A 22,279-nucleotide genomic window follows, 5' to 3' on the forward strand; every position below is an offset into this window, starting at 1 on the left:
GCGTAACCAGAGGCGGGCAGTAACATGGGTTTGAGTTCATCCCTCGCCAGCGCAATGAGCGGCCTGCGTGCCAACCAGGCCGCGCTTTCGATCGTCTCCTCGAACGTCGCCAATTCGCAGACGCCGGGTTACGTCGCCCAGTCTCCGAATCAGATCGAGGTCACCACCGGCAATTTCGGCTCGACGGTGACGACCACCGGCGTCAGCCGCGACCTCGATGCCTACGTGCAGGGCCAGCTCCGCACCGAGACCGGCGGCGGCGGCTATGCCGACCAGATGGCCAACATCCTGAAGCAGCTTCAGAATGTCTACGGCAACCCCGGCGGCAGCGGCACGCTCGAGACCGCGCTGAACGATTTCACGAGCTCGCTGCAGGCGTTGTCGACGAGCGCAGGCGCGTCGTCGGCGCAGACCGTCGCGGTTGCCGCCGCGCAGTCGCTGGCGCAGCAGCTCAATCTCACGACCAAGGGCATCCAGTCGCTGCGCAGCAATGCCGAGCAGGATCTCGGCACCTCGGCGCAGCAGGCCAACGCGGCGATGCAGCAGATCGCCGACATCAATACCAAGCTGCAAGGCCTGAGCTCGAGCGATCCGTCGGCCGCGACGCTGATGGATCAGCGCGACCAGGCGATCAACACCCTGTCGAAATATGTCGACGTCCGCGTCGTCACCGACGGATCGAACCAGGCCAACGTCTACACCAACACCGGTATCCAGCTCGTCGGCGCGGGGCTGGCCTCGAAGTTCACCTTCTCGTCCGCGGGCGCGCTGACGGCGAACTCGCTCTATGACAGCAATCCGGCCAAATCCGGCGTCGGCGCGTTCAACATCTCGCTGCCGAATGGCTCGTCGATCGACGTCGTCGCCAACAACGTGGTGTCGTCGGGACAGATCGCCGCCGATCTCAAGCTGCGCGACCAGACGCTGGTGCAGGCGCAGACCCAGGTCGACCAGCTCGCTGCGACGATGGCGAGCGCCATGTCCGACAAGACCACGGCCGGCACGGCCGTCGCCGGCCCGCCGTCCGGCTTCACGGTCGACATTTCCAATACGGCGCCTGGCAATTCGGTCAACCTGACCTACACCGACACCGCGACCAACACCCAGCGCCAGATCACGATCGTCAACGTGACCGATCCGGCGGCGCTGCCGTTGCAAAATGCCACCAATGCCAATCCGCTCAAAGTCGGCGTCGACTTCTCCGCGCCGATGGCCACGATCCTGTCCACGCTCAACACCGCGCTCGCCGGCAGCGCACATCTGTCGTTTGCAGGCTCCGGCACGACGCTCCAGATCACGGACGACGGTACCGGTTCGAGCACGGTCAAGTCGGCCTCGGTGACCAAGACGATCTCCGCGCTCCAGTCGGGCAATGCGCAATTGCCGTTATTCACCGACGGCAGCGCGCTATACACCGGCGCGATCACCTCATCGGGATCGCAGATGACCGGACTTGCGGGACGCATCGGCGTGAACGCGGCGGTAGTGACCGACCCGAGCAAGCTCTCGGTCTACAACACCACGCCGGTGACGCCCGCCGGCGATACCACGCGCTCGGACTTCCTCTACACGCAGCTCACCAGCTCGGTGTTCTCGTACTCGCCGACGACGGGGCTGGGCTCGTCGAGCCAACCGTTCAGCGGCACGGTCTCGAGTTATCTGCAGCAGTTCCTGAGCATCCAGAGCAATGCCTCGACCCAGGCGACAGCGTTGCAGCAGGGCCAGAGCGTCGTGGTCTCGACGCTCCAGGCAAAGTTCAACTCGACATCCAGCGTCAACATCGACTCGGAGATGTCGAATTTGATCCAGCTCCAGAATGCGTATGCCGCCAACGCTCACGTGATGTCGGTGGTGCAGAGCATGATGAACACGTTGCTCCAGGCTCAGACGTAACTAGTACAGGGCTCTGAAACATGTCGATCAGCAGCATCAACTATTCCTCGTCGGTCCTCGGCGCGCAGATCCGCAACATCAATCAGCAGCTCACCGACCTGTCGACGCAGCTCTCTACCGGCAAGCTCTCGCAGAATTATTCCGGCATGGGGACCAACGAAGGCTTTGCGATCGCCTCGCGCGCGCAGCTTTCGAACATCGCCGCCTATACCGACACGATCACCAACGTCAACGTCAACATCAACCTCGCCAACACCGCGCTCCAGTCGCTGACGACGATCCGCAACACGGTGCAGACGGGCTCCGCCAGCACCGCCCAGGATCTCAACGTCAACGGACAGACCATTGCGCAGAACACCGCCGCTGCCCAGTTCGCCTCGATGGTCGGCGTCCTCAACACGCAGTCGGGCAACCGCTATCTGTTCTCCGGGACCGCCTTCAACACGCAGTCGGTCGCGGACGCTGGCACCATCATCAACGGCACCACGACACAGGCGGGCCTGAAGACCATCATGGCAGAACGCCAGGCGGCCGACCTCGGCGCCAACGGCATGGGTCGGCTGGTGCAGACGCAGCCGACGCCGAGCTCTGTGCAGGTGTCCGAGGACGTCGCGGGATCGCCGTTCGGGTTGAAGATCGCTGCCGTCTCCTCGACGCTGACAGGCGCGACAGTCACGGGTCCGAGCGGCTCGCCGGTGTCGTTTTCGGTGGACCTCAACGGCACCAATCCGAACAATGGCGACAAGCTTAGCGTCCAGTTCACGCTACCGGACGGCTCGACCGAGCAGATCGACCTGACCGCCTCGACCGCCACGCCGACGCCGGCCGGCAGCTTTGCGATCGATACGACAACCCCGGGCAACACCGCCACGAATCTCAACACCGCGCTGAACACCGCGATCCAGAAGCTCGCCAACACCTCGCTGGTGGCGGCATCCGCCGTGGCCGCCGGCGACAACTTCTTCAACACCGCGAGCTCGGCGATCGGCGCTGCCAAGACCAACCAGGCGGCGCCACCCGCACCGATCAGCGGGACGACGGCATTGTCCGGCACGGCTCCCTCGGACTCGATCTCGCCGGGCTTCACCGCCGGCGACACCATGACCGTCAACGGGACCACGCTCAGCTTTGTTGCATCGGGCGCGACCGGCAACCAGCTCAACGTCACCGACAGCATCCAGACCTTGCTTACCAAGATCGACCAGATCACGGGGACCTCGAAGCCGTCGACCGTCCATGGTGGCGCGATCACGATCAACACCGACGATGCGGCGAGCCTGAGCATATCGGGCTCGACTCCGGGCGCGGTGGCGGCACTGGGCGCGCTGGGTTTCAGCTCGTCGCCGATCACAGCCACGCAGCCGCCGCTGCGCGTCGGCTCCTCGCCCGCGAGCTCGGCCACCACGCTGGTGAACGGCTCCGCCAACACCGTGAAATGGTACCAGGGCAATGACGGGCCCGGTTCGCCGCGCTCGACCGCGGTGGCGCGGGTCGACGATTCCGTCACGGTGCAATACGGCGCGCAGGCCGATGAGGATGCGATCCGCAGTCAGTTGCAGGCGATTGCCGTGTTCGGCACGTTCTCGACTTCGCCGACCGGCCAATATTCCGGGGCGCAGGTCGCGGCCCTGAGCCTGCGCACAACGCAGGCGCTGACGCCGCAACCTGGGCAACAGAAGATCGAGGATATCCAGACCGATATCGCGATGGCCCAGAACACGATGAAGGACGCGACCACGCGTCAGACCCAGGCCAAGGCGCAGCTTCAGACCATCATCGACCAGGCAGAGTCGGCGTCTCCCGACCAGGTTGCGAGCGAGATCCTGGCGCTCCAGAACGCGCTCCAGGCGTCCTACCAGACCACGGCAAACCTGGCGCAGCTCTCACTCGTCAAGTTCCTGTAAGGGAGCGTTAAGGCTCCATTAACCATGCCTGTTTACCTCTTGGTGAGGACTTGGGGCACGCGGGGCCATCGATGTCGGATCGGATGCAGCTTGTGGTGGCAACGCCGTGTTTCGGCGGGCAGGTGTCGAGCATCTATGCGAGCTCGGTCTTCGCGCTCCAGCGCGCCGTGCACGGCATGTCCAATCTCGAGCTCAAGGTGCTCTTGCGCGACGGCGACGCGCTGATCACCCGCGCGCGGGCCAATCTGGTCGCAATGTTCCTCGACGATCCCAAGGCGACGCATTTCCTGTTCGTCGACGCCGACATCGGCTTTGCGCCCGAGCAGGTGTTCCGGCTGATCGAATGCGGGGCCGACGTCGTCGCCGGCTGCTATCCGATCAAGCGGATCAACTGGGACAAGGCCAAGCGGGCGATCCAGGCCGGCAGGGCCGACGTGCCGGCGGCTTCGCTCGACTACGTGCTCGAGATCGAGGATGCCGACCGCATCGTCGTCGTCAACGGATTTACCCGCGTGCGTTACGCGGGGACCGGCTTCCTGATGATCCGCCGTCACGCGCTGGAAGCGATGTGTCGGCATCCGAATTACGCGGGCCTGCAGTTCTTCCGCGAGCATTCGCACGACACGCTGGCTACGAGCCAGAACCGCTTCGCGCTGTTTGAATGCATGATCGATCCTGCGACCGGCACCTATCTCTCTGAGGACTTCGCCTTCTGCAAGCGCTGGACCGATATCGGCGGCGAGATCTGGGCCGATATCCAGAGTTCGCTTGATCACGTGGGACCGTCAGTGTTCCACGGCGACATCACCTCGCAATTCGCGCCGGCATCCGCCGCCGCAGACGCCGCGTGAGCTTTCCGGATGAGCGCCGGCGTACCCCGCCTTCGAACTGAAGACGGCCCGCGATACGGGCTGCGCGACCTCTTCACGCCGCTGGAGACGCTGCTGGCCTCCGGTGGCGACCAGCGCCTGGCGCTCGATCCGCGGGACGGTCTCAACGCCTACGCCTGCGCGCCGCAGCCGACGCCCGAGATCTGGAATTTCGCATCCTCGACCGCGTCCTCGATCTCGCAAGTGGCCTATGACCGCGCCGCGCTCGCGCGCGAGGAGCTCGTGCACAAATCGTTGTTCGACGAGGTGGAGATCGCCTTCGACGCCCGCCTCGAGGACATGCGCGACGAATTGCGCGGCCATCTCCAGCTGTCGCCGCGGGTGGATGTCGTGTTCTCGCCTTCCGGCACGGATGCGCAGCTTCACGCGCTGTTCCTGGCGCGTGCCGTGCTCGGCGCGCCGCCGGTCACCATCGTCGTCGGCTCCGACCAGACGGGAAGCGGAACCGCGCTCACCGCGCGCGGGCGCCATTTCAGCTCGGCGACGGCGAGCGGTGTGTCGGTCCGCAAGGACAGTCCGATCGCAGGTCTTGGCGGCGACAGTATCGCGCTGCCGCTGATGGCTGAGGCGGACGCCGATTCCGCGGTGCTTCGCGCAATCCAGACGGTGGTCGCGCAAGGCGCGCCCGTGCTGCTTCAGATCATGGACTCTTCGAAGCTCGGCTGGCGTGCGCCGAGCGAGGACTGTCTCGACGAGATCGCAAAACGTTGGCCGGGCAGGGTTCAGATCGCGGTGGATGCCTGCCAGATGCGGCTGGGGCGGCGACGGCTGCGCTTCTATCTCGATCGCGGCTACCTGGTGCTGGTCACCGGCTCGAAATTCTTCGGCGGGCCGGCCTTCAGTGGCGCGCTCCTGGTGCCCAAGGGATTTGCGCGCGCGCTCGGTCGCTTGAATGAGATTGCACCGGGCTTCCTTGATTACGCCAGCTTCTTCGATTGGCCGAGGGGCTGGAACGGCCTGCGATCACGTTTCGAGCGCCGGCCGAATTTCGGTCAGTGGCTGCGCTGGGAGGCGGCGCTGGCAGAGATCGCCCGCTACTACGCGCTGCCCGGTGCCTTCCGTGCCAAAGCGCTCGGTGAGTTCAAGGCCGGCATCGACGACATGATAGCCTTGACGCCCTCGCTCGGCGCGATCGCGTCCACCGCGCACCGAAGTGGCGTGGACGACGAGGAGTTCGTGCACGAGACGATTTTTCCCATCATGCTTCTGCGCGATGGCCGGCCGGTATCGATCGCCGACACCAACGCGGTCTATCGTGCGCTTGCGCGCGACCTGAACGACGATGGCGTCGGCAGTGCCGCGGACCGGCAGGTGGTGGCGCAGCGTTGTCTCGTCGGCCAGCCAGTGCGGCTGGAGCGGCCGGACGGCACCCAGGCCGCGCCGCTGCGGCTCTGCATCAGCGCGCAGCTCGTGACCGACGCCTGGTCGGCGGATGCAGCGCAAGCGCAAAAGAATCTTCAGCAGATTCTCGATCGCATCGCCCAGGTGCTGATCAAGATCGAGCTGCTGCTCGGCCGCACGAACAGTGCGGCATCTACATCCGGAGCCTGACATGCAGTCCGAAGTTTCGCATCCGCCCGGCGTGAGCGCGCCGCAAGTTGCCGATCGTATCGGCTTTGCGCGGTTGACGCACCAGGCATTCGTCGGCGTCGATCTGCGACCGCTACGCGATCAGCTCGTGAGCAAGATCGCCGACGGCACCGCGCAGGCCGGCGAGGGGCTCGACCTGTCGTTGATCGCGCAGCTTCTCGGTGACAAGGAGGCGGGTCTTGCGATCCAGGCCGAGGTGCTCGCCTTCCACCAATTGTTCCGCTCGCCTTGCGCCGTTGCAAAGCCCGCGCTGCGCGTGCTCGCGCTTGCTGCGGCGATCGACATGGGTGGCAACACCCCGATCGAATTCCTGCTCGAAAGCTCGGACATCGAGTTGTTGACGCTCTACGTCGTCAAGGGTGTCGGCCTGCCGGAGCCGCTTCCGGATCACGACGTCGCCATCGTCGTCGCATCCGATTCCGAGGAATGTCGCGAGGCGTTGGCTGCGATCGACAATGCCGCCTCGCGCTGGCCGCGGCCGCTTCTCAACCGTCCGGACCGCATCGCCAATCTCGACCGCGACAAGCTGCATCGCCTGCTCGCAGGAACGGCGGGCCTCGACATCCCCACGACGGTCTGCGCGACGCGCGCGCAATTGTCGGAACTGTCGCAGGCGCGGATCCGGTGCGAGGACATCACGAGCGAATTGCACTTCCCGATGATCGTGCGGCCGCGCGGCACGCATGCGGGCGTGGGACTGGCGAAGGTCGATGATGCCGCAGCGCTTGCGGATTATCTGGCCGCGCGGCAGGAGCAGGAGTTCTTCGTCGCGCGCTTCGTCGACTATTCCAGCGCTGACGGATTGTTCCGCAAATATCGCCTCGCCGTCGTCGACGGCAGGCCGTACGCCTGCCACATGGCGATCGCAGATCGCTGGGATATCTGGTACCTCAACGCCTACATGGCCTTCAGCGAAGAGAAGCGCGCGGAGGAAGCCGTCTTCATGCGCGACTTCGACGCAGCCTTCGCGAGCCGTCATCGCGCGGCGCTCGACAAGATGATCGCTCGCGTGGGACTCGACTATTTCACCATCGACTGTGCCGAGAACAGACGCGGCGAGCTTCTGATCTTCGAGGCTGACAACACGGCCGTGGTGCACAACATGGATTCGTCGGACGTGTTTCCGTACAAGCAGCCGCAGATGCGCAAGATCTTTGCCGCATTCACGGCGATGCTGTCGCGACATGCGAAGGCGGACGGGAGCGTTGCATGAACGAGATCATACGGGGCGATATCCAGGGCGCATCTGGAAACACGTCGCTCGATCCGCAGGACTGGAATGCGTTTCGCGCGCTCGCTCACCGTATGCTGGACGAAACGATCGACTCCATTGCCAATGTGCGTGAACGGCCGGTGTGGCAGCCTGCGCCGGATAGCGTTCGCGCGCAACTGAAGGCGGATGTGCCGCGCGCGGCAACCGATCTTGGCGATGTCTATCGCGAGTTCTCCGATGTGATCGCGCCTTACGCGACCGGCAACGTCCATCCCGGTTTCATGGGGTGGGTGCATGGCGGCGGCACCGCGGTCGGCATGCTCGCGGAGATGCTGGCGGCCGGGCTCAACGCCAATCTCGGTGGTCGCGATCACATGCCGATCGAGGTCGAGCGCCAGATCACCGCATGGATGCGCGAGCTGTTCGGCTTTCCCCAAGGTGCCAGCGGCATCTTCGTCACGGGAACGTCGATGGCCAACCTGATGGCGGTGCTGGTGGCGCGCACGAGCGCGCTGGGTTCGCTTGCGCGTCAGCACGGCATCGGCAATGACGGCGCGCTGCTCACAGCCTACACGTCAAAGGCCGCGCATGGCTGCATCGGCAGGGCGATGGACATCGCGGGGCTCGGCATCGATGCGCTACGCCAGATCGATGTCGACGCCGAGCACCGCATCGACGTCGCGGCACTGCGCGCGCAGATCGCCGTCGATCGCGAGGTCGGTTTCAAGCCGTTCCTCGTCGTTGCCTCGGCCGGCACCGTCGATATCGGCGCCATCGATGATCTCGCCGCTCTCGCCCAATTGTGCCGCGAGGAGGGAATCTGGTTCCACGTGGACGGTGCGTTCGGTGCGCTGGCAATTCTTTCACCCGAACTTGCGCCGCGCCTTGCCGGCATCGAGCTTGCCGATTCCATCGCGCTCGATTTCCACAAATGGGGGCAGGTGCCCTATGATGCCGGCTTCCTCATGGTCCGCGACGGTGAGAAGCATCGACAGGCCTTTGCGCAGCCTGCGGCGTACTTGCGGCGCGAGGCGAGGGGGCTGGCTGCGGGGTCGCATTGGCCGTGTGATTTCGGTCCTGATCTGTCGCGAGGTTTTCGTGCGCTCAAGACCTGGTTCACGCTGAAGACTTTCGGTACCGACCGGCTGGGCGCCATGATCGCGCGCACCTGTGCGCTTGCCAAATATCTGGAGGCTCGGATCATCGCCGAGCCTCGGCTCGAATTGTTGGCGCCCGTCAATCTCAACATCGTCTGCTTCCGCTATCGTTCCGACGACGAGGTCAATCGCGAGATCGTTGCCGACATCCAGGTATCGGGCATTGCCGCGCCCTCGAGCACGACGCTGGGCGGCAAGTTTGCGATCCGCGCGGCGATCGTCAATCACCGCACGGATCTAACGGACATCGATGCGCTCATTGCCGCCTTGCTGGATTTCGGCGCGCGACGATCGGGCGACGGCTTGATCGAGATCGACGCACCGCCGCTTGCGGCGCAGTAATCGCTCAAGAGCGCCCGAAACCGCCCCGGACCTGGTCCGGGGCGGTTTCGTTTTGAGATCTGCGAAGCGCCTAGTCTAGGCGGCGGAGCTGACATCGCTCTTCGGATGCGTGGCTTCGAACTGCTCCCGCAGCTTGTCCTCGTAGGCGATCAGCTTGCGGGCATCCTTGAGCGCCCGGTAGAGATCGCCGGTCATGATGTTGTTGTTGATGCCCTCGATGATCGGCCAGGCGCTCGGCACGGCGGTGACGATGTCGCGCACCAGGTTGAAATAGGTGCCGTGCTGGCTCTGCGGATCCGGCGAGATGTACATCAGCTGCACCGCCAGATAGACGAGCCTGGCCGGCGTGTTGGCGGTCTCGGGCGTGAGGATGTCGCGCTCGCGCAGGATCGGCACGTTCTCGCCGTCGATCAAAAGGCGGGCGCGCTGGTCGGTGTTGGTGATCACGCAGTTGCCGACGATGATGCGTTCGTGCGGTCTGAGCTCGACTTTGAGAGCCATGCCTGTTCTCCATCAACGCTTTTGTAAATGAGCGACTGGCGCGCCCAATCAATGACGGCTGTCGGCTCTGATTGGGCCTGATCCTTGCCGAATGTGGTTAACGCGCCGTAAACGCCGACGGACGTTGCCGAAAAGCGAATGATTTCAATTGGCTGACGACGGACAAGGGCCTGACTTGGGCCGTTGCGGGAGGCCGTTTCGGCCCGACGGGGACAAAAGCGGGGGTTTCATTTCACGGATTGTTAGAAGCTTGGACGCACCGTCCGGCGGTCGTTTGATCAATCTCGGTCAAACAGGACGCGTAGCTAATACCAGAAAGGTAACAGTATGTCCGGTATCGTTCTCTCCGCATCGGTTCGTCAGAACCTGCTCTCCCTCCAGTCCACCGCCGACCTCCTCGCCACCACCCAGTCCCGTCTGTCGACTGGCCGGAAGGTGAACTCGGCTCTCGACAATCCGACCAACTTCTTCACCGCCCAGGGCCTCGATAACCGCGCCAGCGACATCGGCAACCTGCTCGACGGTATCGGCAACGGCGTGCAAGTGCTGCAGGCCGCCAACACCGGTATCACCTCGTTGCAGAAGCTGGTCGACAGCGCGAAGTCGATCGCCAACCAGGTTCTGCAGAGCCCGACGGGCTACTCCACGAAGTCGACCGTGACCTCGACCGCGATCACGGGTGCAACCGCCAGCAACCTGCTGGGCACCGCCTACACCAACAACACGGTCGCCGGCACTGCCGTGCTGAACGACAACACCGGCACTGCGGTCAATATCACAGCAGCCACCCAGCTGGTTGGCACCGCGGGTGCGTCATCCGACGACCTTAGCACCGCCATCACCAACGGTTCGGTCCTGACGGTCAACGGCAAGACCATCACGTTCGACAACACCGTGACCACCTCGACCCAGGACGCCGCCGGCAACTTCACCATCGGCATCAAGTCGGGCAGCACCTTGACGGTGGGAACCGTGCTTTCCGCGATCGATACCATCACCGGGACCGGCACGGCTTCGACCGTCGCGAGTGGCAAGGTCACTCTGAGCACCGGCACGACCTCTGATCTCACGATCTCGGGTTCGGGCAACGCGCTCGCCGCGCTCGGTCTCTCCGCCGGCACGACCGCTCGCGTCCCGCCCGCCATCTCGGGCCAGACGCTGACGATCGCCGCCACCGGCGGCGGCACTGCCACCAGCATCACCTTCGGCACCGGTACCGGCCAGGTCTCGACGCTGAACGGGCTCAATTCGGCGCTCGCGGCGAACAACCTGCAGGCCTCGATCGACTCCACGGGCGTGATCTCCATCACGACCACCAACGACGCGGCGTCCTCGACGATCGGCACGGTCGGCGGCTCGGCCATCACCAGCGCCGGTCCGTTCCACAGCGCCACCGTGTCGGCTCCGGTCGCCGATCCGACCTCGCAGGCCCAGCGTGCGAGCCTGGTTGCGCAGTACAACAACGTGCTCGCGCAGATCAACACGACGGCGCAGGATGCGTCCTTCAACGGCGTGAACCTGCTGAACGGCGACACGCTGAAGCTGACGTTCAACGAAACCGGCAAGTCGACGCTGAGCATCACCGGTGTGACCTTCAACACCGCCGGTCTCGGCATCTCGAGCCTCACCTCGGGCACCGACTTCCTGGACAACGCTTCGGCCAACAAGGCGCTGACCGTGCTCAATGCGGCCAGCACCACGCTGCGCTCGGAAGCATCGACGCTGGGTTCGAACCTGTCGGTCGTGCAGATCCGCCAGGACTTCAACAAGAACCTGATCAACGTCCTGCAGACCGGCTCGTCCAACCTGACGCTGGCCGACACCAACGAGGAAGCGGCCAACAGCCAGGCGCTGTCGACCCGCCAGTCGATCGCAGTGTCCGCGCTGTCGCTGGCCAACCAGTCGCAGCAGAGCGTGTTGCAGCTTCTGCGCTGATACGCGGCGAAAATCGCTAGCCAAACCATCGCGGCGGGGCATTTGCCCCGCCGCTTTTTTTCGTCTCGCGATACGACTGCCTGGCAAGGGGCGGGTCGCGGAATTAACCAATCGTTAACCCTGCCGCTTAAGCCGCCATTAACCTTAATTTAAAGGACACCCCCTAAAACTGGACAAAAGCCAGTTCTCCAGATCGGCGAGCCCCGATTCGTACCCGGTTTCGCGTCTCAACAGGAAGATCCGCCAATGTCCAACATCGTTCTTTCGGCATCGGTTCGCCAGAACCTGTTGTCGCTTCAGTCGACGGCAGACCTGCTCGCGACGACGCAGGAGCGCCTTGCGACCGGAAAGAAGGTGAATACCGCGCTCGACAACCCCACCAACTTCTTCACTGCCCAGGGGCTCGACAATCGCGCCAGCGACATCAGCAATCTCCTCGACGGCATCAGCAATGGCGTTCAGGTGCTGCAGGCCGCCAACACCGGCATCACCTCGCTGCAGAAGCTGGTCGACAGCGCCAAGTCGATCGCGAGCCAGGTGCTGCAAAGCCCGACGGGCTATTCGCCCAAATCCAACGTCACGTCAGCCGTGATTACCGGTGCGACCCCCAACAATCTGCTCGGCACGGCCTATACCAACAACACGGTCACCGGCACCGCCGTCAACAACGACAACACGAGCGGCGCGCAGCCGATCACCGCGGCGACCAAGCTGATCGGCACCGCCGGCGCGGGTTCCAACGACCTCGGAACCGCAATCACCAACGGCTCGGTTCTGACCGTCGACAACAAGACCATCACCTTCTCGACCTCGCAGACCACCTCGACCACCGATTCCTTTGGCAACGTCACCATCGGCATCGGCTCCGGCAGCAACTTGACGGTGCAGACCGTGCTGTCCGCGATCGACAGCATCACCGGTGCCGCGACGGCCTCGACCGTCAACGGCAGCGGCCAGCTGGTGCTGAGCACCGGCACGACGCAGGATCTGACGATCTCCGGCTCAGGCAACGTGCTCACGGCGCTCGGCCTCGCCGCCGGCACCACCGCCCGCGTCCCGCCCCCGCTGAGCGGCGAGACGCTGACGATCGGTGCAACCGGCGGCGGCACCGCGACGAGCATCACCTTCGGCACCGGCACCGGGCAGATCTCGACGCTCAATCAGCTCAATGCGGCGCTGGCGGCGAACAACCTGCAGGCAACGATCGACACGACGGGGCACCTCAACATCGTGACATCCAACGATGCGGCTTCCTCGACGATCGGCACGATCGGCGGCACGGCTGCGGCGAGCGGTCAGCCCTTCTACGGCCTGACCGCGCCAGCCCCTGTCGCCGACCCGGATTCTCAGGCCACCCGTGCGAATCTCGTCGCGCAGTACAACAACGTGCTGGCACAGATCAATACGACTGCGCAGGACTCCTCCTACAATGGTGTGAACCTGCTGAATGGCGACACGCTGAAGCTCGTGTTCAACGAAACTGGAAGATCCACCCTGACCATTCAGGGCGTAACGTTCAACTATGCCGGCCTCAGCCTTGCGCCACTGACCCAGAGTGTTGATTTCCTCGACACCAATTCGGCGAACGCCGTCCTTACGTCGCTCAATTCGGCCAGTACGACGCTTCGTGCAGAAGCATCGACGCTCGGTTCGAACCTGTCGATCGTGCAGATTCGCCAGGATTTCAGCAAGAACCTGATCAACGTGCTGCAGACCGGTTCCTCCAGCCTGACCCTCGCCGATACGAACGAGGAGGCGGCGAATAGCCAGGCGCTGTCGACGCGGCAGTCGATTGCGGTCTCCGCTTTGTCGCTGGCCAACCAGTCGCAGCAGAGCGTACTGCAACTGCTCAGGTAGTCCCGGAGCTGACGGGCTTGGTTTGAGATTTCGCGGCGAGGCTGGTGCCTCGCCGTTCTATTTGAATGAGATCGCTAAGACTCGATTAGCTGAGATCGATGTATGATAAGTGCTGTCATTTACAGCGCATGCGCTCGCATTTAGCTTTGACGTGAAGGAAGAACCCGCGACCCGTACTTGTCCGGAGTGCTTCCACACTCTCACGTAAGCAAATCTTAAGCGGTGCTGCCTAGGGTTGGGAAACAAATCCTTAAGCCTTTAAACGGGCGGGGAAGCCTCCAGGGTGATCAATGTCGAGTTCTGCTGCTTCGGCCTACGCGCGTGTCGCCACGACCACTGCATCTCCTCGCGACGTCGAGGCGCAGACACTGCTGAAGGCCGCGAACAAGCTGCAGGACGCGATCAATAACGCCGATCCGCTCAGCGAGCAGACGATGCAGGCGCTGATGTTCAACCGCAAGCTCTGGACCATCTTCCTCAGCGAAGCGATGCGCGACAACAATCCGCAGCCGCTCGAGGTCCGGCAGAAGATCGCCAATATCAGCGTGTTCGTGCTGAGCCAGACCGCTGCGCTGCAGGCCAGCCCGCAGTTCGATCACTTCCGTCCGCTGATCGAGATCAACCGTAACATCGCTGCCGGTCTGTCTGGCCGGCCGTAGGAGGTCCTGGTGGCCGACGTGATGAGCATCCTGTCGAGCTCGTACAAAGCGGCCGGCATGTCGGTTCCGAGCAAGACCAAGTATGTGCCGGTCGACGCGACACTCTATCAGGGCACCTGGTCTGGCACATATTCCGACGGCAAGAAGTTCTCGCTCACCATTTCAGAGGTCAGCGGCTTCCGCGCCCAGGTCAAGTATCAGAGCGGCGGCACGACGCAGTATCAGCAGGTCCTGATCAAGGACTCTTCGTTTCGCTTTGGCAATACGAAGTTCACGCTGAGCGGAACCGGCACGGCGCAGATCAAGAACGTCGTCACCGATCCCGTGACCAACTCGACCTATCTGGATACGGCCCAGGCCACGCTGAGCACCTAGGCGCTGCGGTCGGTCGAGACCGGACGCGAGAGCTCGGACTTGCTCAGATCGAGGGCGTGGAAATAGGCGCGACGGCGCAGCATCGCGTCGTCTGGAAATTGCGTTACCACCGCGTCGGTCTTTTCATTGACGACCTGAAAGACGAACGAGGCCGCGGCCTGGTTGAACACGACCTGGCGCGAGACGTTCTCATTGCCCTGCAAATCATTGCGCGCGGCCGCGCTCGCATCGCTTGCGGCCACCGTCTGGCTTGCCGGCAAATCAGTTTGCACGGCATCGTTCGCCGCCGCGCTCGACGTCGATATAGGCAACGTAGCGGCCGGTATCCCCACCGGCCTGATACTGAAATCTGTACTCACGGCAGCCTCCTGGCCTTGCCCCCGAGTCAAATCCCACCCCGTCCAATCGCGCAACTATGGGGAACTACTATTAAAGGTCCGGTTACGGAACATGGCTAACGGCGCGCCTGATTCGCGGCGCGGATTTTCATCAAATCGGCCCTATCGGGACGCGTTCTCAGAGCGAGCGGCTGACCGAGAGCGGCGTGATGTGGCGCGGACCCGGTGCCGCGCGCCGGCCGGCGGCGGTGTAGGTGTTCGGCACGTTACGCTTCTGGATCTCGGCGTTGACGCCGCGGATCACGCTTTCGGACACTGCGTGCGCGGTTGCGAGCACGGTGAGGTTGACCTGAAGCATGGCGCGGAAGGCATCGTGATGGCGATGCAACGTCGAGAGCAGCTCGGGCGCGGATTTCGCAAGCTGGGTCTGGTTCGCCTTGAGCTGGCTGACGGCGCCGACGTAGCGGCGGGACAATTCCTGCTTCTTCGATTCAAATGCCAGCGCTTCGCGCAGGCGGCCGGCACGCACCAGCTCGGTCTCCCGCTCGATCAGCCCGAGCAGCGCGCTCATCGCGTCCATCAGGTCCTCGGCGAGCTTGCGGGCCTCGGCGCTGCCCGGTGCGCTCGCGCTGCCCGGTGCGCTCGCGCTGCCGGGTGCAGCGGCAGCGCGAGGGGCGGGCACCGGCTGACGTGACGCGTTGAAGTGGTTCATGTCGTTTGGACCTTATGCCGTGCGGACGGTTTTCGCCTGCTGCAGGATGAGGGTGCGGTAGACTTCGCTGGCCACGCCGACGCCGCCGGCATTGGCGAAATTCTTCGCGTACTGCTCGGTCAGCATCGAGCGCCACACGCCGGTGCCGACCGTGTCGCCGAACGGGCCTTCACCCTTCAGGCCCGACGTCATCTGCGAGAACATCGCGTTGAGGAACATGCCCTCGAAGTCGGTCGCGGTCTTCTGGGCCTTGGCCTGCTGCTGTGGCGAGACCTTTTGCAGGGCGCTCGCGAGCTCGAAGTCGGGCCGGCCGTTGCGGCTCTGCACCGAGAAGGCAGAGGAGGCGATGGTGGGCGTGCTGATCGCGCCGGTCTGCATCACATCACCTCGATGTCGGCTTCGATCGCGCCGGCGGCCTTGATCGCCTGGAGGATGCTGATGAGGTCGCGCGGGCCGATGCCGAGGCCGTTGAGGCCGTCGACGAGCTGCTGGAGCGAGACGCCGTCCTTGACGACCGCGAACTTCTTGCCGTCCTCGGTGACGCTGACGCCGGTGCGTGGGGTGACCACGGTGCGGCCGCGCGACAGCGGATTGGGCTGGCTGACCTGCGGGCTCTCGGAGATCGTGACGGTAAGGTTTCCTTGCGCCACCGCAACGGTCGCGACACGGACGTCGCGGCCCATCACGATGATGCCGCTTCGTTCGTCGATGATGATCTTGGCGGCGAGATCAGGATCGACCTGAAGCTGCTCGATCTCGGTGAGGAAGGCGACGACGTTGCCCTTGAACTCCGTCGGGATCGAGAGCTGCACGGTGGAGGGATCGATCGGCTCGGCGCTCTTGACGCCGAGATAGTCGTTGATGGCGGCCGCGATGCGCTTTGCCGTGGTGAAGTCGGCGTTGCGCAGTGCCAGCCGGACGTTCGGCAGGCGGTTCAGCGCGAACTCGATCTCGCGCTCGATGATGGCGCCGTTGGCGATGCGCCCGACCGTCGGCACGCCGCGGACGATTTTTGCAGCTTCGCCCTCAGCCTGGAAGCCGGAGATCGCGAGCGAGCCCTGGGCGACCGCATAGACGTTGCCGTCTGCACCGAGCAGGGGGGTGACGAGCAGTGTGCCGCCCTGCAAGTTCTTGGCATCGCCGAGCGCGGACACGGTGACGTCCATGCGCGTGCCCTGCGTCGCGAAGGCCGGCAGATTGCCGGTCACCATGACGGCGGCGACGTTGCCGGTGCGGATGGTGGCGCCGCGGATGTTGACGCCCATGCGTTCCAGCATCGCCTGCAGCGACTGCTTGGTGAAGGGGATGTTGTTGAGCGTATCGCCGGTGCCGTTGAGGCCGACGACGAGGCCATAGCCGATGAGCTGGTTCTGCCGGACGCCTTCGATATTGGCGAGGTCCTTGATGCGCGAGGTCGCGCTTGCAGGCGCGGCCGTGAGGGCCAGCGCTGACAGCGCGGCACATGCCACCCCCAATAACCTTGCCCAACGCACGCCTGGCATCCTCTGCTCCCCGAGGCTCCTTTGGATCTCGGACCTGTTCGACACTCCCATGACGAGCTGGTCCGAACCTCTCTATGCGAGCGCTGTGCCAGCGTGGTGCGATGAAGCTAGTTGATTGAATAGGTTGATTAAATTGAACTGCATCGGCGCCAGCCGATGTTCGCCTTACGGAGCGAAACTGCCGCCTGTCGGCAGATTTTGCCGGGCTGTTTACGCCTCATTAACCATAATGCGGCGAAGCTGCGGTCAACGATCACGCGGATTCCTGCGATGCGCATCTACGGACCGAACGGCACCACGCTTGGAGCGCCCGCCAGCCAGGCCAGGCGGACGAGCTCCGGCAGCTTTGTGCTGCCCGACACCTCCTCGACGCAGGAGACCAAGTCCGCGTCCGCGCCGAAGGCCGCCGCCAACATCGATGCGCTGCTTGCGCTGCAGGGCATCGAGGAGGACCCGGTCGAGCGGCGCAAGCGCTCGGTCGCCCGCGGCAAGACCGCACTCGACGTGCTCGACGATCTCAAGATGGGACTGCTGTCGGGCAACCTCGACGCCTCGACGGTGATGCGCCTGCGCGATGCGGCAGCGAACCTCAAATCGTCATCCGGCGATCCCGGCCTGGATGCCGTGCTCTCCGAGATCGAGCTGCGCGTCGAGGTCGAGCTCGCAAAGGCCGGGCAGGGCTGAGCCGCGGTTCTCAGCCGCTGTGAAGACTCTCTCCTCGCGTCGTCGCCCGGCTTGACCGGGCGACCCAGTACGCCGTGGCCCTTGTTACGTATCTCGCTGCCTCTAAAATACTGGATGCCCCGCTTTCCTTCGCGGGGCATGACAGCAGAGTTTTGCGGCGGCTGCTTACGCACCTTGAACGGTAGTTAGGCCGCCTCCTGCTTCTGCTGCGCGTCGTAGCGGCGCTGTGCAGCGAGGACGTCCTTCAGGTTCTGCTCGGCCCAGTCGCGCAGGGGATCGACGGCGGCCGCTAACGTCAGCCCGAGCTGCGTGATCGAATACTCGACCGTCACCGGAACGGTTGCGATGGCGCGGCGCTTGATCAATCCGTCGCGTTCGAGTGATTTGAGAACCTGGCTCAACATCTTCTGCGAAATGCCTTCAATCGTCCGGCGCAACTGATTGAAACGCATCGCATCCTCACGCAGCAGCAACAGGATCAGCACCGCCCATTTGTCGCCGACGCGATCGAGGATCTGGCGTGTAGGGCAATTGGCTGCGTAGACATCGGGCTTCATTGTCTTCGTTCCTCGCGATCTGTTCCGGTTACTCCTGCGTAAGCAGGTAAGCCGAAAGTGCTCTCTTAACACCAGCATTCTTTGCGATATCTAGTCACCACTAGTTACCACAGAAGCAAAGGAGCCTTCCATGAAAATCGCAGTCACTGGGGCCTCGGGCCGGGCCGGTTCGGAGATCACCAAGGAGCTGTCCCGCCGCGGCTACGCCGTCACCGCCATTGCCCGGAACCCGGAGAAGATCGCTCAACTGCCGAACGTCACCCCGACCAAGGGCGATGTCCTCGACCAAGCCGGGCTCGCCAAGCTCTGGGCCGGGCATGACGTCGCCATCAGTTCCGTTCACTTTCTCGCCAGCGACCCGCACAAGCTGATCGGCGCCGCCAAGGACTCGAAGGTTGGCCGCTACCTCGTGGTTGGCGGTGCCGGCAGCCTCGAAGTCGCCCCCGGCGTGAAACTGGTCACAACCCCCGGTTTTCCCGCCCAATACAAGGCCGAAGCGGAGAAAGGTTCCGCGTTCCTCGACCTGCTGCGGCAGGACAAGGAGCTGAACTGGACCTTCATCTCGCCCTCGGCCCTGTTCGTGGAGGGTGAGCGGACCGGCAAGTTCCGGCTTGGGACCGACCAGCTTCTCGCAGATGCGAGCGGAAAGAGCTGGATCACATTCGCCGATTACGCCATTGCGCTGGCCGACGAGATCGATCGGCCTTCGCACCTGCGGAAGCGTTTCACGGTCGGTTATTGAGTGGATAACCGCCCCCAGGCGCTTGCCGATAAAGCTGCCGGTGCAAGGACTTGGGGGCGGTAACGCCAAGATCAGGGAAATATTGTCTGTCACAGGAGGCCGCTATATAAGCCCGGCTCAACGGACCCTGTCCGTTGCGAGTCGTTGCTTAAAAAAGAATAGGCCGCCCTTGGAAAAGTTGAAAAATTACCGACCGACCGAAAAAGAGCCTTTCATGAACGACCGGCAGAAGGAGTACTTCCGTTTGAAGCTCCTCGCCTGGAAGGATGAGATCCTCAAAGAGTCCAAGCTCACCCTGCAAGCCCTGCAGGAGGAGAACGTGAACCACCCCGATCTCGCTGATCGGGCTTCGTCCGAAACCGACCGTGCCATCGAACTCCGCGCCCGCGACCGCCAGCGCAAGTTGATCGCCAAGATCGACGCCGCGCTCCAGCGCATCGAGGACAACACCTACGGCTATTGCGAAGAGACCGGCGAGCCGATCTCGTTGAAGCGGTTGGAAGCCCGCCCGATCGCAACGCTGTCGGTGGAAGCGCAGGAGCGCCACGAGAAGCGCGAGAAGGTCTATCGCGACGAATAGGAGTTGAGCCGCAATCCGCGGTTCCTCATGAACGATGCATCTGGCGCGTAGCGTCGCGCCGTGCTTGAGTTTTTGCGCCGATCAGGGCGCGCACCGAAGCCCGCGGTGACAATCGCGAAAAATGAATCGCGATCAAGGGGCTAGACGCAACTCCTTCCGGCTCACGTGAGCTCGCATGCGAAAGAGCCTTCACTTCGGGTGAGGATGTTTTTGCGAGTCGGAGCAACGGGATCGACTCGACTGCTAAAGATGCGACCGGCGGCACGAAACATCGCCGTCATCACGCATCCTGCGCGAGCGCGGGGCGCGCGCCGCCATAGAGCCTGGACCAGCTCAACAACTCCTTGAAGGCAGGCAGCAGGCCATAGGCCGCATCGGTCAGCTCATACTCCACCCGCAACGGCTTTTCGGCAAAGGCGGTCCGCGAGACGAGGCCGTCTCGCTCGAGCTCGCGCAGCTGCGTGGTCAGCATGTGCTGGGTGATGCCGGCGACCGACCGCCGCAAGGCGCCGAAGCGCATGCTCCCGTTCATCAGCGCGAACAGGATCTCGAGCTTCCATTTGCCGCCGACCGCATGGATCGCGCGCTTGAAGTCGCCGAGCAGGATGGGATCGGGGGCGCAGTCGCAATCGCCGTCGCAAAGCGAGGTGGTCGGGTTTTCCATACCGGTCTCGAATTTCATTCTACTTGTGCGTTCCGCAGATAGTGACCAGATGCGGCCGGCAGCAGGGTCCGGTCGGACAAATTTGCCGGCCCGCGAGCGAAGGGTTTGCGACATGAGCACTGTTCTGGTCACGGGTGGATCGGGTTTCGTCGGCATCCATGCCGTCCTGCAATTGCTGGCCGCAGGCCACGAGGTGCGGACCACGGTCCGCCGACCGGACCGGCAGGCTGATGTGCTGGCGATGCTGCGCGAGGGCGGTGTCGATCCGGCCGAGCGGCTCACCTTCTTCACCGCCGACCTGACCAGCGACGAGGGCTGGCGTGAGGCGGTTGTAGGCTGCGACTACGTCCTGCACGTGGCCTCGCCGCTTTCGACCACGGTCCCCAGGGACGAGAACGAGATGATCATCCCGGCCCGCGACGGGACGCTGCGGGTGCTGCATGCCGCGCGCGAGGCGGGCGTCAAGCGCGTGGTCATCACCTCGTCGCTGGGCGCGATCGGCTACGGCCATCCGCCGCGCACCACGCCATTCGACGAGAGCGACTGGACCAATCTCGACGGCGACGACGTCCAGCCCTACGTCAAATCCAAGACGTTGGCCGAGCGGGCGGCCTGGGATTTCGTCGCCCACGAGGGAGGCGGACTGGAGCTCGCCGTCGTCAATCCCACCGGCATTTTCGGTCCGGTGCTGGGGCCGGATTTCTCCGGCTCGATCGAGATCGTCAAATTGCTGCTCAACGGCGCCATGCCGGCGGTGCCGCGGATCTATTTTGGTCTGGTCGACGTACGTGACGTGGTCGACCTGCATCTGCGGGCAATGAGCGCGCCCGAGGCCAAGGGCGAGCGTTTCATCGCGGTCGCTGGCGAGACGCTGTCGCTCCTGGACATCGCCAATGTGCTGAGGCGGGAGCTGGGGCCGGCGGCGCGCCGGGTTCCACGTTTCCAGGCGCCGGACTGGCTGGTGCGCCTCGCGGCGACCGGCGTTCCCATGCTGCGCTACACCTTGCCGATGCTTGGCAAGGTGCGGCGGTCGACCAGCGCCAAGGCGGTGCGGCTGCTCGGTTGGCAGGCGCGCTCCAACGACGAGGCGATCCTGAGCTCGGCCGAGAGCCTGATCCGGCTTGGCCTCGTCAAGGCGTGACCGGCCGGGCGCAGCCGCAGCGCTTGTCAGGCGGGGGCGGGGATGCTGAAGTGCTGCCTCGAGTTGCGTAGCGTGGGAGTCGGCGCCGATGGACAGAATTCTCGCAGCCGCGAAGGAGATCGCGCTAGCGCGCCGCAACCACGCTCCGCTCGCGCCGCTCGAGGTTCCACCCAGGGATGAGGCGGAGGGTTACAAGATCCAGGGCGCGCTGCACGACCTGCTGCTGCCCCATGTCGGCGCGCTGGTCGGCTACAAGATCGGCTGCACCAGCCAGGTCATGCAGGACTACATGCAGATCGACCATCCCTGCGCCGGTGGCGTGTTCGAAAAGGTCGTATATGACAGCCGCGCAAAACTGGCCGCTTCCGACTATGTGCGCGTCGGCGTCGAATGCGAGATCGCCGTGCGGCTCAAGCGCGACCTTGCCCCTAGCGAGGCGCCGTTCACCGCCGAATGGGTGGGAGAGGCGGTCGATGCCTACGCTCCCGCAATCGAGATCGTCGACGACCGCTACGTGAAGTGGGAGACCATGGGCGCGCCGACGCTGATCGCGGATGATTTCTTCGCCGCCGGCTGCGTGCTTGGCGCCACACTCGACCGTGCCAATGTACCCGATCTGCGGGCAGTCGCTGGCCGCGCCCTCGTCAACGGCGAGGAGGCGGGCAAGGGCATCGGCGCCGACGTGCTCGGCCATCCCCACAACGCACTCGCCTGGCTCGCCAATCATCTCGCCGCCGAAGGCAAGGGCCTGCACGCCGGCCAGCTCGTGCTCACCGGCAGCCTCGTGAAAACGCTGTGGCTGAAGGCGGGCGACAAGGTGCGGATGGAGCTGGACGGACTGGGCGTGGTGGAGGCGAAGTTCACGTGAGGGCTATAGCCTCCTCTTCCGCAGTCATTCCCCGCGAAGGCGGGGAATCCAGTACGCCACGGCCCATCGATTGAATCTCTGCTGTCTCGGAGTACTGGATCGCCCGATCAAGTCGGGCGATGACAGTTGAGCACGGGGCGCGTCGCCCAAAAACTCATGCGGCCTCCGGCAGGGG

Annotated in this window: 22 protein-coding genes; 15 read left to right on the forward strand and 7 right to left on the reverse strand. The window is 64.1% G+C overall.

What is annotated here, in order from left to right; all coding sequences use genetic code 11:
- The first annotated feature begins 24 nt into the window (after positions 1-24).
- The 6 genes from flgK to SO180_RS01400 all read left to right on the forward strand — a co-directional run bounded on the left by flgK (position 25) and on the right by SO180_RS01400 (position 8,989).
- The gene (flgK, locus tag SO180_RS01375) at positions 25-1,893 is read left to right on the forward strand and encodes a flagellar hook-associated protein FlgK (RefSeq protein ID WP_449377051.1); all 1,869 of its coding nucleotides are present in this window, start codon (positions 25-27) and stop codon (positions 1,891-1,893) included.
- Positions 1,894-1,913: 20 nt separating this feature from the next.
- Entirely contained in the window at positions 1,914-3,797 is a 1,884-nt protein-coding gene (locus tag SO180_RS01380; protein ID WP_449377052.1) for a flagellin, read from the forward strand.
- 71 nt (positions 3,798-3,868) lie between these two features.
- Positions 3,869-4,648 (forward strand): hypothetical protein, encoded by a 780-nt coding sequence (locus SO180_RS01385; protein ID WP_449377053.1) that lies wholly within the window; start codon positions 3,869-3,871, stop codon positions 4,646-4,648.
- A 9-nt stretch (positions 4,649-4,657) separates the two neighbouring features.
- On the forward strand, positions 4,658-6,238 hold the full coding sequence (locus SO180_RS01390; RefSeq protein ID WP_449377054.1) for a hypothetical protein: 1,581 nt from the start codon (positions 4,658-4,660) through the stop codon (positions 6,236-6,238).
- Position 6,239: 1 nt separating this feature from the next.
- Positions 6,240-7,490 carry an ATP-grasp domain-containing protein gene (locus SO180_RS01395; RefSeq protein WP_449377055.1) on the forward strand — a complete coding sequence of 417 codons (1,251 nt, stop codon included), beginning with the start codon at positions 6,240-6,242 and terminating at the stop codon, positions 7,488-7,490.
- Positions 7,487-8,989: a pyridoxal phosphate-dependent decarboxylase family protein gene (locus tag SO180_RS01400; RefSeq protein WP_449377056.1), complete on the forward strand. Its 1,503-nt coding sequence runs from the start codon at positions 7,487-7,489 to the stop codon at positions 8,987-8,989. The genes SO180_RS01395 and SO180_RS01400 overlap by 4 nt, the downstream gene beginning before the upstream one ends.
- Before the next feature lie 75 nt (positions 8,990-9,064).
- Here SO180_RS01400 and flbT read toward each other — a convergent pair whose 3' ends face one another.
- Positions 9,065-9,490 carry a flagellar biosynthesis repressor FlbT gene (gene flbT / locus SO180_RS01405; RefSeq protein ID WP_449377057.1) on the reverse strand — a complete coding sequence of 142 codons (426 nt, stop codon included), beginning with the start codon at positions 9,488-9,490 and terminating at the stop codon, positions 9,065-9,067.
- 327 nt (positions 9,491-9,817) lie between these two features.
- On the opposite strand from flbT, the gene SO180_RS01410 reads away from it, so the two are divergent.
- The 4 genes from SO180_RS01410 to SO180_RS01425 all read left to right on the forward strand — a co-directional run bounded on the left by SO180_RS01410 (position 9,818) and on the right by SO180_RS01425 (position 14,316).
- Positions 9,818-11,425, forward strand: coding sequence for a flagellin N-terminal helical domain-containing protein (locus tag SO180_RS01410; protein ID WP_449377058.1), 1,608 nt, complete (start codon positions 9,818-9,820; stop codon positions 11,423-11,425).
- A 246-nt stretch (positions 11,426-11,671) separates the two neighbouring features.
- Positions 11,672-13,282, forward strand: coding sequence for a flagellin N-terminal helical domain-containing protein (locus tag SO180_RS01415; protein ID WP_449377059.1), 1,611 nt, complete (start codon positions 11,672-11,674; stop codon positions 13,280-13,282).
- 290 nt (positions 13,283-13,572) lie between these two features.
- Positions 13,573-13,941 carry a flagellar biosynthesis regulator FlaF gene (flaF, locus tag SO180_RS01420; RefSeq protein WP_449377060.1) on the forward strand — a complete coding sequence of 123 codons (369 nt, stop codon included), beginning with the start codon at positions 13,573-13,575 and terminating at the stop codon, positions 13,939-13,941.
- 9 nt (positions 13,942-13,950) lie between these two features.
- On the forward strand, positions 13,951-14,316 hold the full coding sequence (locus tag SO180_RS01425; RefSeq protein ID WP_449377061.1) for a hypothetical protein: 366 nt from the start codon (positions 13,951-13,953) through the stop codon (positions 14,314-14,316).
- Here SO180_RS01425 and SO180_RS01430 read toward each other — a convergent pair.
- The 4 genes from SO180_RS01430 to SO180_RS01445 all read right to left on the reverse strand — a co-directional run bounded on the left by SO180_RS01430 (position 14,313) and on the right by SO180_RS01445 (position 16,868).
- Complete coding sequence (locus SO180_RS01430; RefSeq protein WP_449377062.1) at positions 14,313-14,675, reverse strand: hypothetical protein; 363 nt, start codon at positions 14,673-14,675, stop codon at positions 14,313-14,315. The two genes, SO180_RS01425 and SO180_RS01430, sit on opposite strands and share 4 nt — an antisense overlap.
- A 157-nt stretch (positions 14,676-14,832) precedes the next feature.
- A complete protein-coding gene (locus tag SO180_RS01435) occupies positions 14,833-15,366 on the reverse strand; it encodes a hypothetical protein (RefSeq protein WP_449377063.1) in 534 nt (177 codons plus the stop codon).
- A 12-nt stretch (positions 15,367-15,378) separates the two neighbouring features.
- Positions 15,379-15,744, reverse strand: coding sequence for a flagellar assembly peptidoglycan hydrolase FlgJ (gene flgJ / locus SO180_RS01440; protein ID WP_449377064.1), 366 nt, complete (start codon positions 15,742-15,744; stop codon positions 15,379-15,381).
- The gene (locus SO180_RS01445) at positions 15,744-16,868 is read right to left on the reverse strand and encodes a flagellar basal body P-ring protein FlgI (RefSeq protein WP_449377065.1); all 1,125 of its coding nucleotides are present in this window, start codon (positions 16,866-16,868) and stop codon (positions 15,744-15,746) included. The genes flgJ and SO180_RS01445 overlap by 1 nt, the downstream gene beginning before the upstream one ends.
- A gap of 270 nt (positions 16,869-17,138) precedes the next feature.
- Between SO180_RS01445 and SO180_RS01450 the strand changes: the two genes are divergently transcribed.
- The gene (locus SO180_RS01450; protein WP_449377066.1) at positions 17,139-17,552 is read left to right on the forward strand and encodes a flagellar assembly protein FliX; all 414 of its coding nucleotides are present in this window, start codon (positions 17,139-17,141) and stop codon (positions 17,550-17,552) included.
- A 185-nt stretch (positions 17,553-17,737) separates the two neighbouring features.
- Here SO180_RS01450 and SO180_RS01455 read toward each other — a convergent pair whose 3' ends face one another.
- Positions 17,738-18,109, reverse strand: a complete 372-nt coding sequence (locus SO180_RS01455; RefSeq protein ID WP_027526331.1) for a winged helix-turn-helix transcriptional regulator — start codon at positions 18,107-18,109, stop codon at positions 17,738-17,740.
- A gap of 130 nt (positions 18,110-18,239) precedes the next feature.
- Here SO180_RS01455 and SO180_RS01460 point away from each other — a divergent pair, with 130 nt between their 5' ends.
- Positions 18,240-18,851 carry an NAD(P)-dependent oxidoreductase gene (locus SO180_RS01460; protein WP_449377067.1) on the forward strand — a complete coding sequence of 204 codons (612 nt, stop codon included), beginning with the start codon at positions 18,240-18,242 and terminating at the stop codon, positions 18,849-18,851.
- A 214-nt stretch (positions 18,852-19,065) separates the two neighbouring features.
- Positions 19,066-19,431: an RNA polymerase-binding protein DksA gene (gene dksA, locus SO180_RS01465; protein ID WP_085966600.1), complete on the forward strand. Its 366-nt coding sequence runs from the start codon at positions 19,066-19,068 to the stop codon at positions 19,429-19,431.
- Between the two features lie 280 nt (positions 19,432-19,711).
- Here the strand turns inward: dksA and SO180_RS01470 are convergent, their stop codons facing one another.
- Positions 19,712-20,113: a winged helix-turn-helix transcriptional regulator gene (locus SO180_RS01470; RefSeq protein WP_449377068.1), complete on the reverse strand. Its 402-nt coding sequence runs from the start codon at positions 20,111-20,113 to the stop codon at positions 19,712-19,714.
- A 94-nt stretch (positions 20,114-20,207) separates the two neighbouring features.
- On the opposite strand from SO180_RS01470, the gene SO180_RS01475 reads away from it, so the two are divergent.
- Together SO180_RS01475 and SO180_RS01480 are read left to right on the forward strand one after the other, a co-directional pair.
- Positions 20,208-21,236: an SDR family oxidoreductase gene (locus SO180_RS01475; protein WP_449377069.1), complete on the forward strand. Its 1,029-nt coding sequence runs from the start codon at positions 20,208-20,210 to the stop codon at positions 21,234-21,236.
- A gap of 88 nt (positions 21,237-21,324) precedes the next feature.
- Positions 21,325-22,104, forward strand: coding sequence for a 2-keto-4-pentenoate hydratase (locus tag SO180_RS01480; protein WP_449377070.1), 780 nt, complete (start codon positions 21,325-21,327; stop codon positions 22,102-22,104).
- The last annotated feature ends 175 nt before the right edge of the window (positions 22,105-22,279 follow it).

Source organism: Bradyrhizobium sp. UFLA05-112, from assembly GCF_053572325.1.

Excerpts from the sequence above, each read along its gene's own strand:
- flaF (WP_449377060.1), top strand. The coding sequence starts at position 13,573 with ATGTCGAGTTCTGCTGCTTCGGCCTACGCGCGTGTCGCCACGACCACT.
- SO180_RS01480 (WP_449377070.1), top strand. The coding sequence starts at position 21,325 with ATGGACAGAATTCTCGCAGCCGCGAAGGAGATCGCGCTAGCGCGCCGC.
- SO180_RS01390 (WP_449377054.1), top strand. The coding sequence starts at position 4,658 with ATGAGCGCCGGCGTACCCCGCCTTCGAACTGAAGACGGCCCGCGATAC.
- SO180_RS01450 (WP_449377066.1), top strand. The coding sequence starts at position 17,139 with ATGCGCATCTACGGACCGAACGGCACCACGCTTGGAGCGCCCGCCAGC.
- flgK (WP_449377051.1), top strand. The coding sequence starts at position 25 with ATGGGTTTGAGTTCATCCCTCGCCAGCGCAATGAGCGGCCTGCGTGCC.
- SO180_RS01435 (WP_449377063.1), bottom strand. The coding sequence starts at position 15,366 with ATGAACCACTTCAACGCGTCACGTCAGCCGGTGCCCGCCCCTCGCGCT.
- flbT (WP_449377057.1), bottom strand. The coding sequence starts at position 9,490 with ATGGCTCTCAAAGTCGAGCTCAGACCGCACGAACGCATCATCGTCGGC.
- SO180_RS01445 (WP_449377065.1), bottom strand. The coding sequence starts at position 16,868 with ATGCCAGGCGTGCGTTGGGCAAGGTTATTGGGGGTGGCATGTGCCGCG.
- SO180_RS01460 (WP_449377067.1), top strand. The coding sequence starts at position 18,240 with ATGAAAATCGCAGTCACTGGGGCCTCGGGCCGGGCCGGTTCGGAGATC.
- SO180_RS01395 (WP_449377055.1), top strand. The coding sequence starts at position 6,240 with ATGCAGTCCGAAGTTTCGCATCCGCCCGGCGTGAGCGCGCCGCAAGTT.
- dksA (WP_085966600.1), top strand. The coding sequence starts at position 19,066 with ATGAACGACCGGCAGAAGGAGTACTTCCGTTTGAAGCTCCTCGCCTGG.
- SO180_RS01380 (WP_449377052.1), top strand. The coding sequence starts at position 1,914 with ATGTCGATCAGCAGCATCAACTATTCCTCGTCGGTCCTCGGCGCGCAG.
- flgJ (WP_449377064.1), bottom strand. The coding sequence starts at position 15,744 with ATGCAGACCGGCGCGATCAGCACGCCCACCATCGCCTCCTCTGCCTTC.
- SO180_RS01400 (WP_449377056.1), top strand. The coding sequence starts at position 7,487 with ATGAACGAGATCATACGGGGCGATATCCAGGGCGCATCTGGAAACACG.
- SO180_RS01410 (WP_449377058.1), top strand. The coding sequence starts at position 9,818 with ATGTCCGGTATCGTTCTCTCCGCATCGGTTCGTCAGAACCTGCTCTCC.
- SO180_RS01415 (WP_449377059.1), top strand. The coding sequence starts at position 11,672 with ATGTCCAACATCGTTCTTTCGGCATCGGTTCGCCAGAACCTGTTGTCG.
- SO180_RS01385 (WP_449377053.1), top strand. The coding sequence starts at position 3,869 with ATGTCGGATCGGATGCAGCTTGTGGTGGCAACGCCGTGTTTCGGCGGG.
- SO180_RS01475 (WP_449377069.1), top strand. The coding sequence starts at position 20,208 with ATGAGCACTGTTCTGGTCACGGGTGGATCGGGTTTCGTCGGCATCCAT.
- SO180_RS01455 (WP_027526331.1), bottom strand. The coding sequence starts at position 18,109 with ATGAAGCCCGATGTCTACGCAGCCAATTGCCCTACACGCCAGATCCTC.
- SO180_RS01470 (WP_449377068.1), bottom strand. The coding sequence starts at position 20,113 with ATGAAATTCGAGACCGGTATGGAAAACCCGACCACCTCGCTTTGCGAC.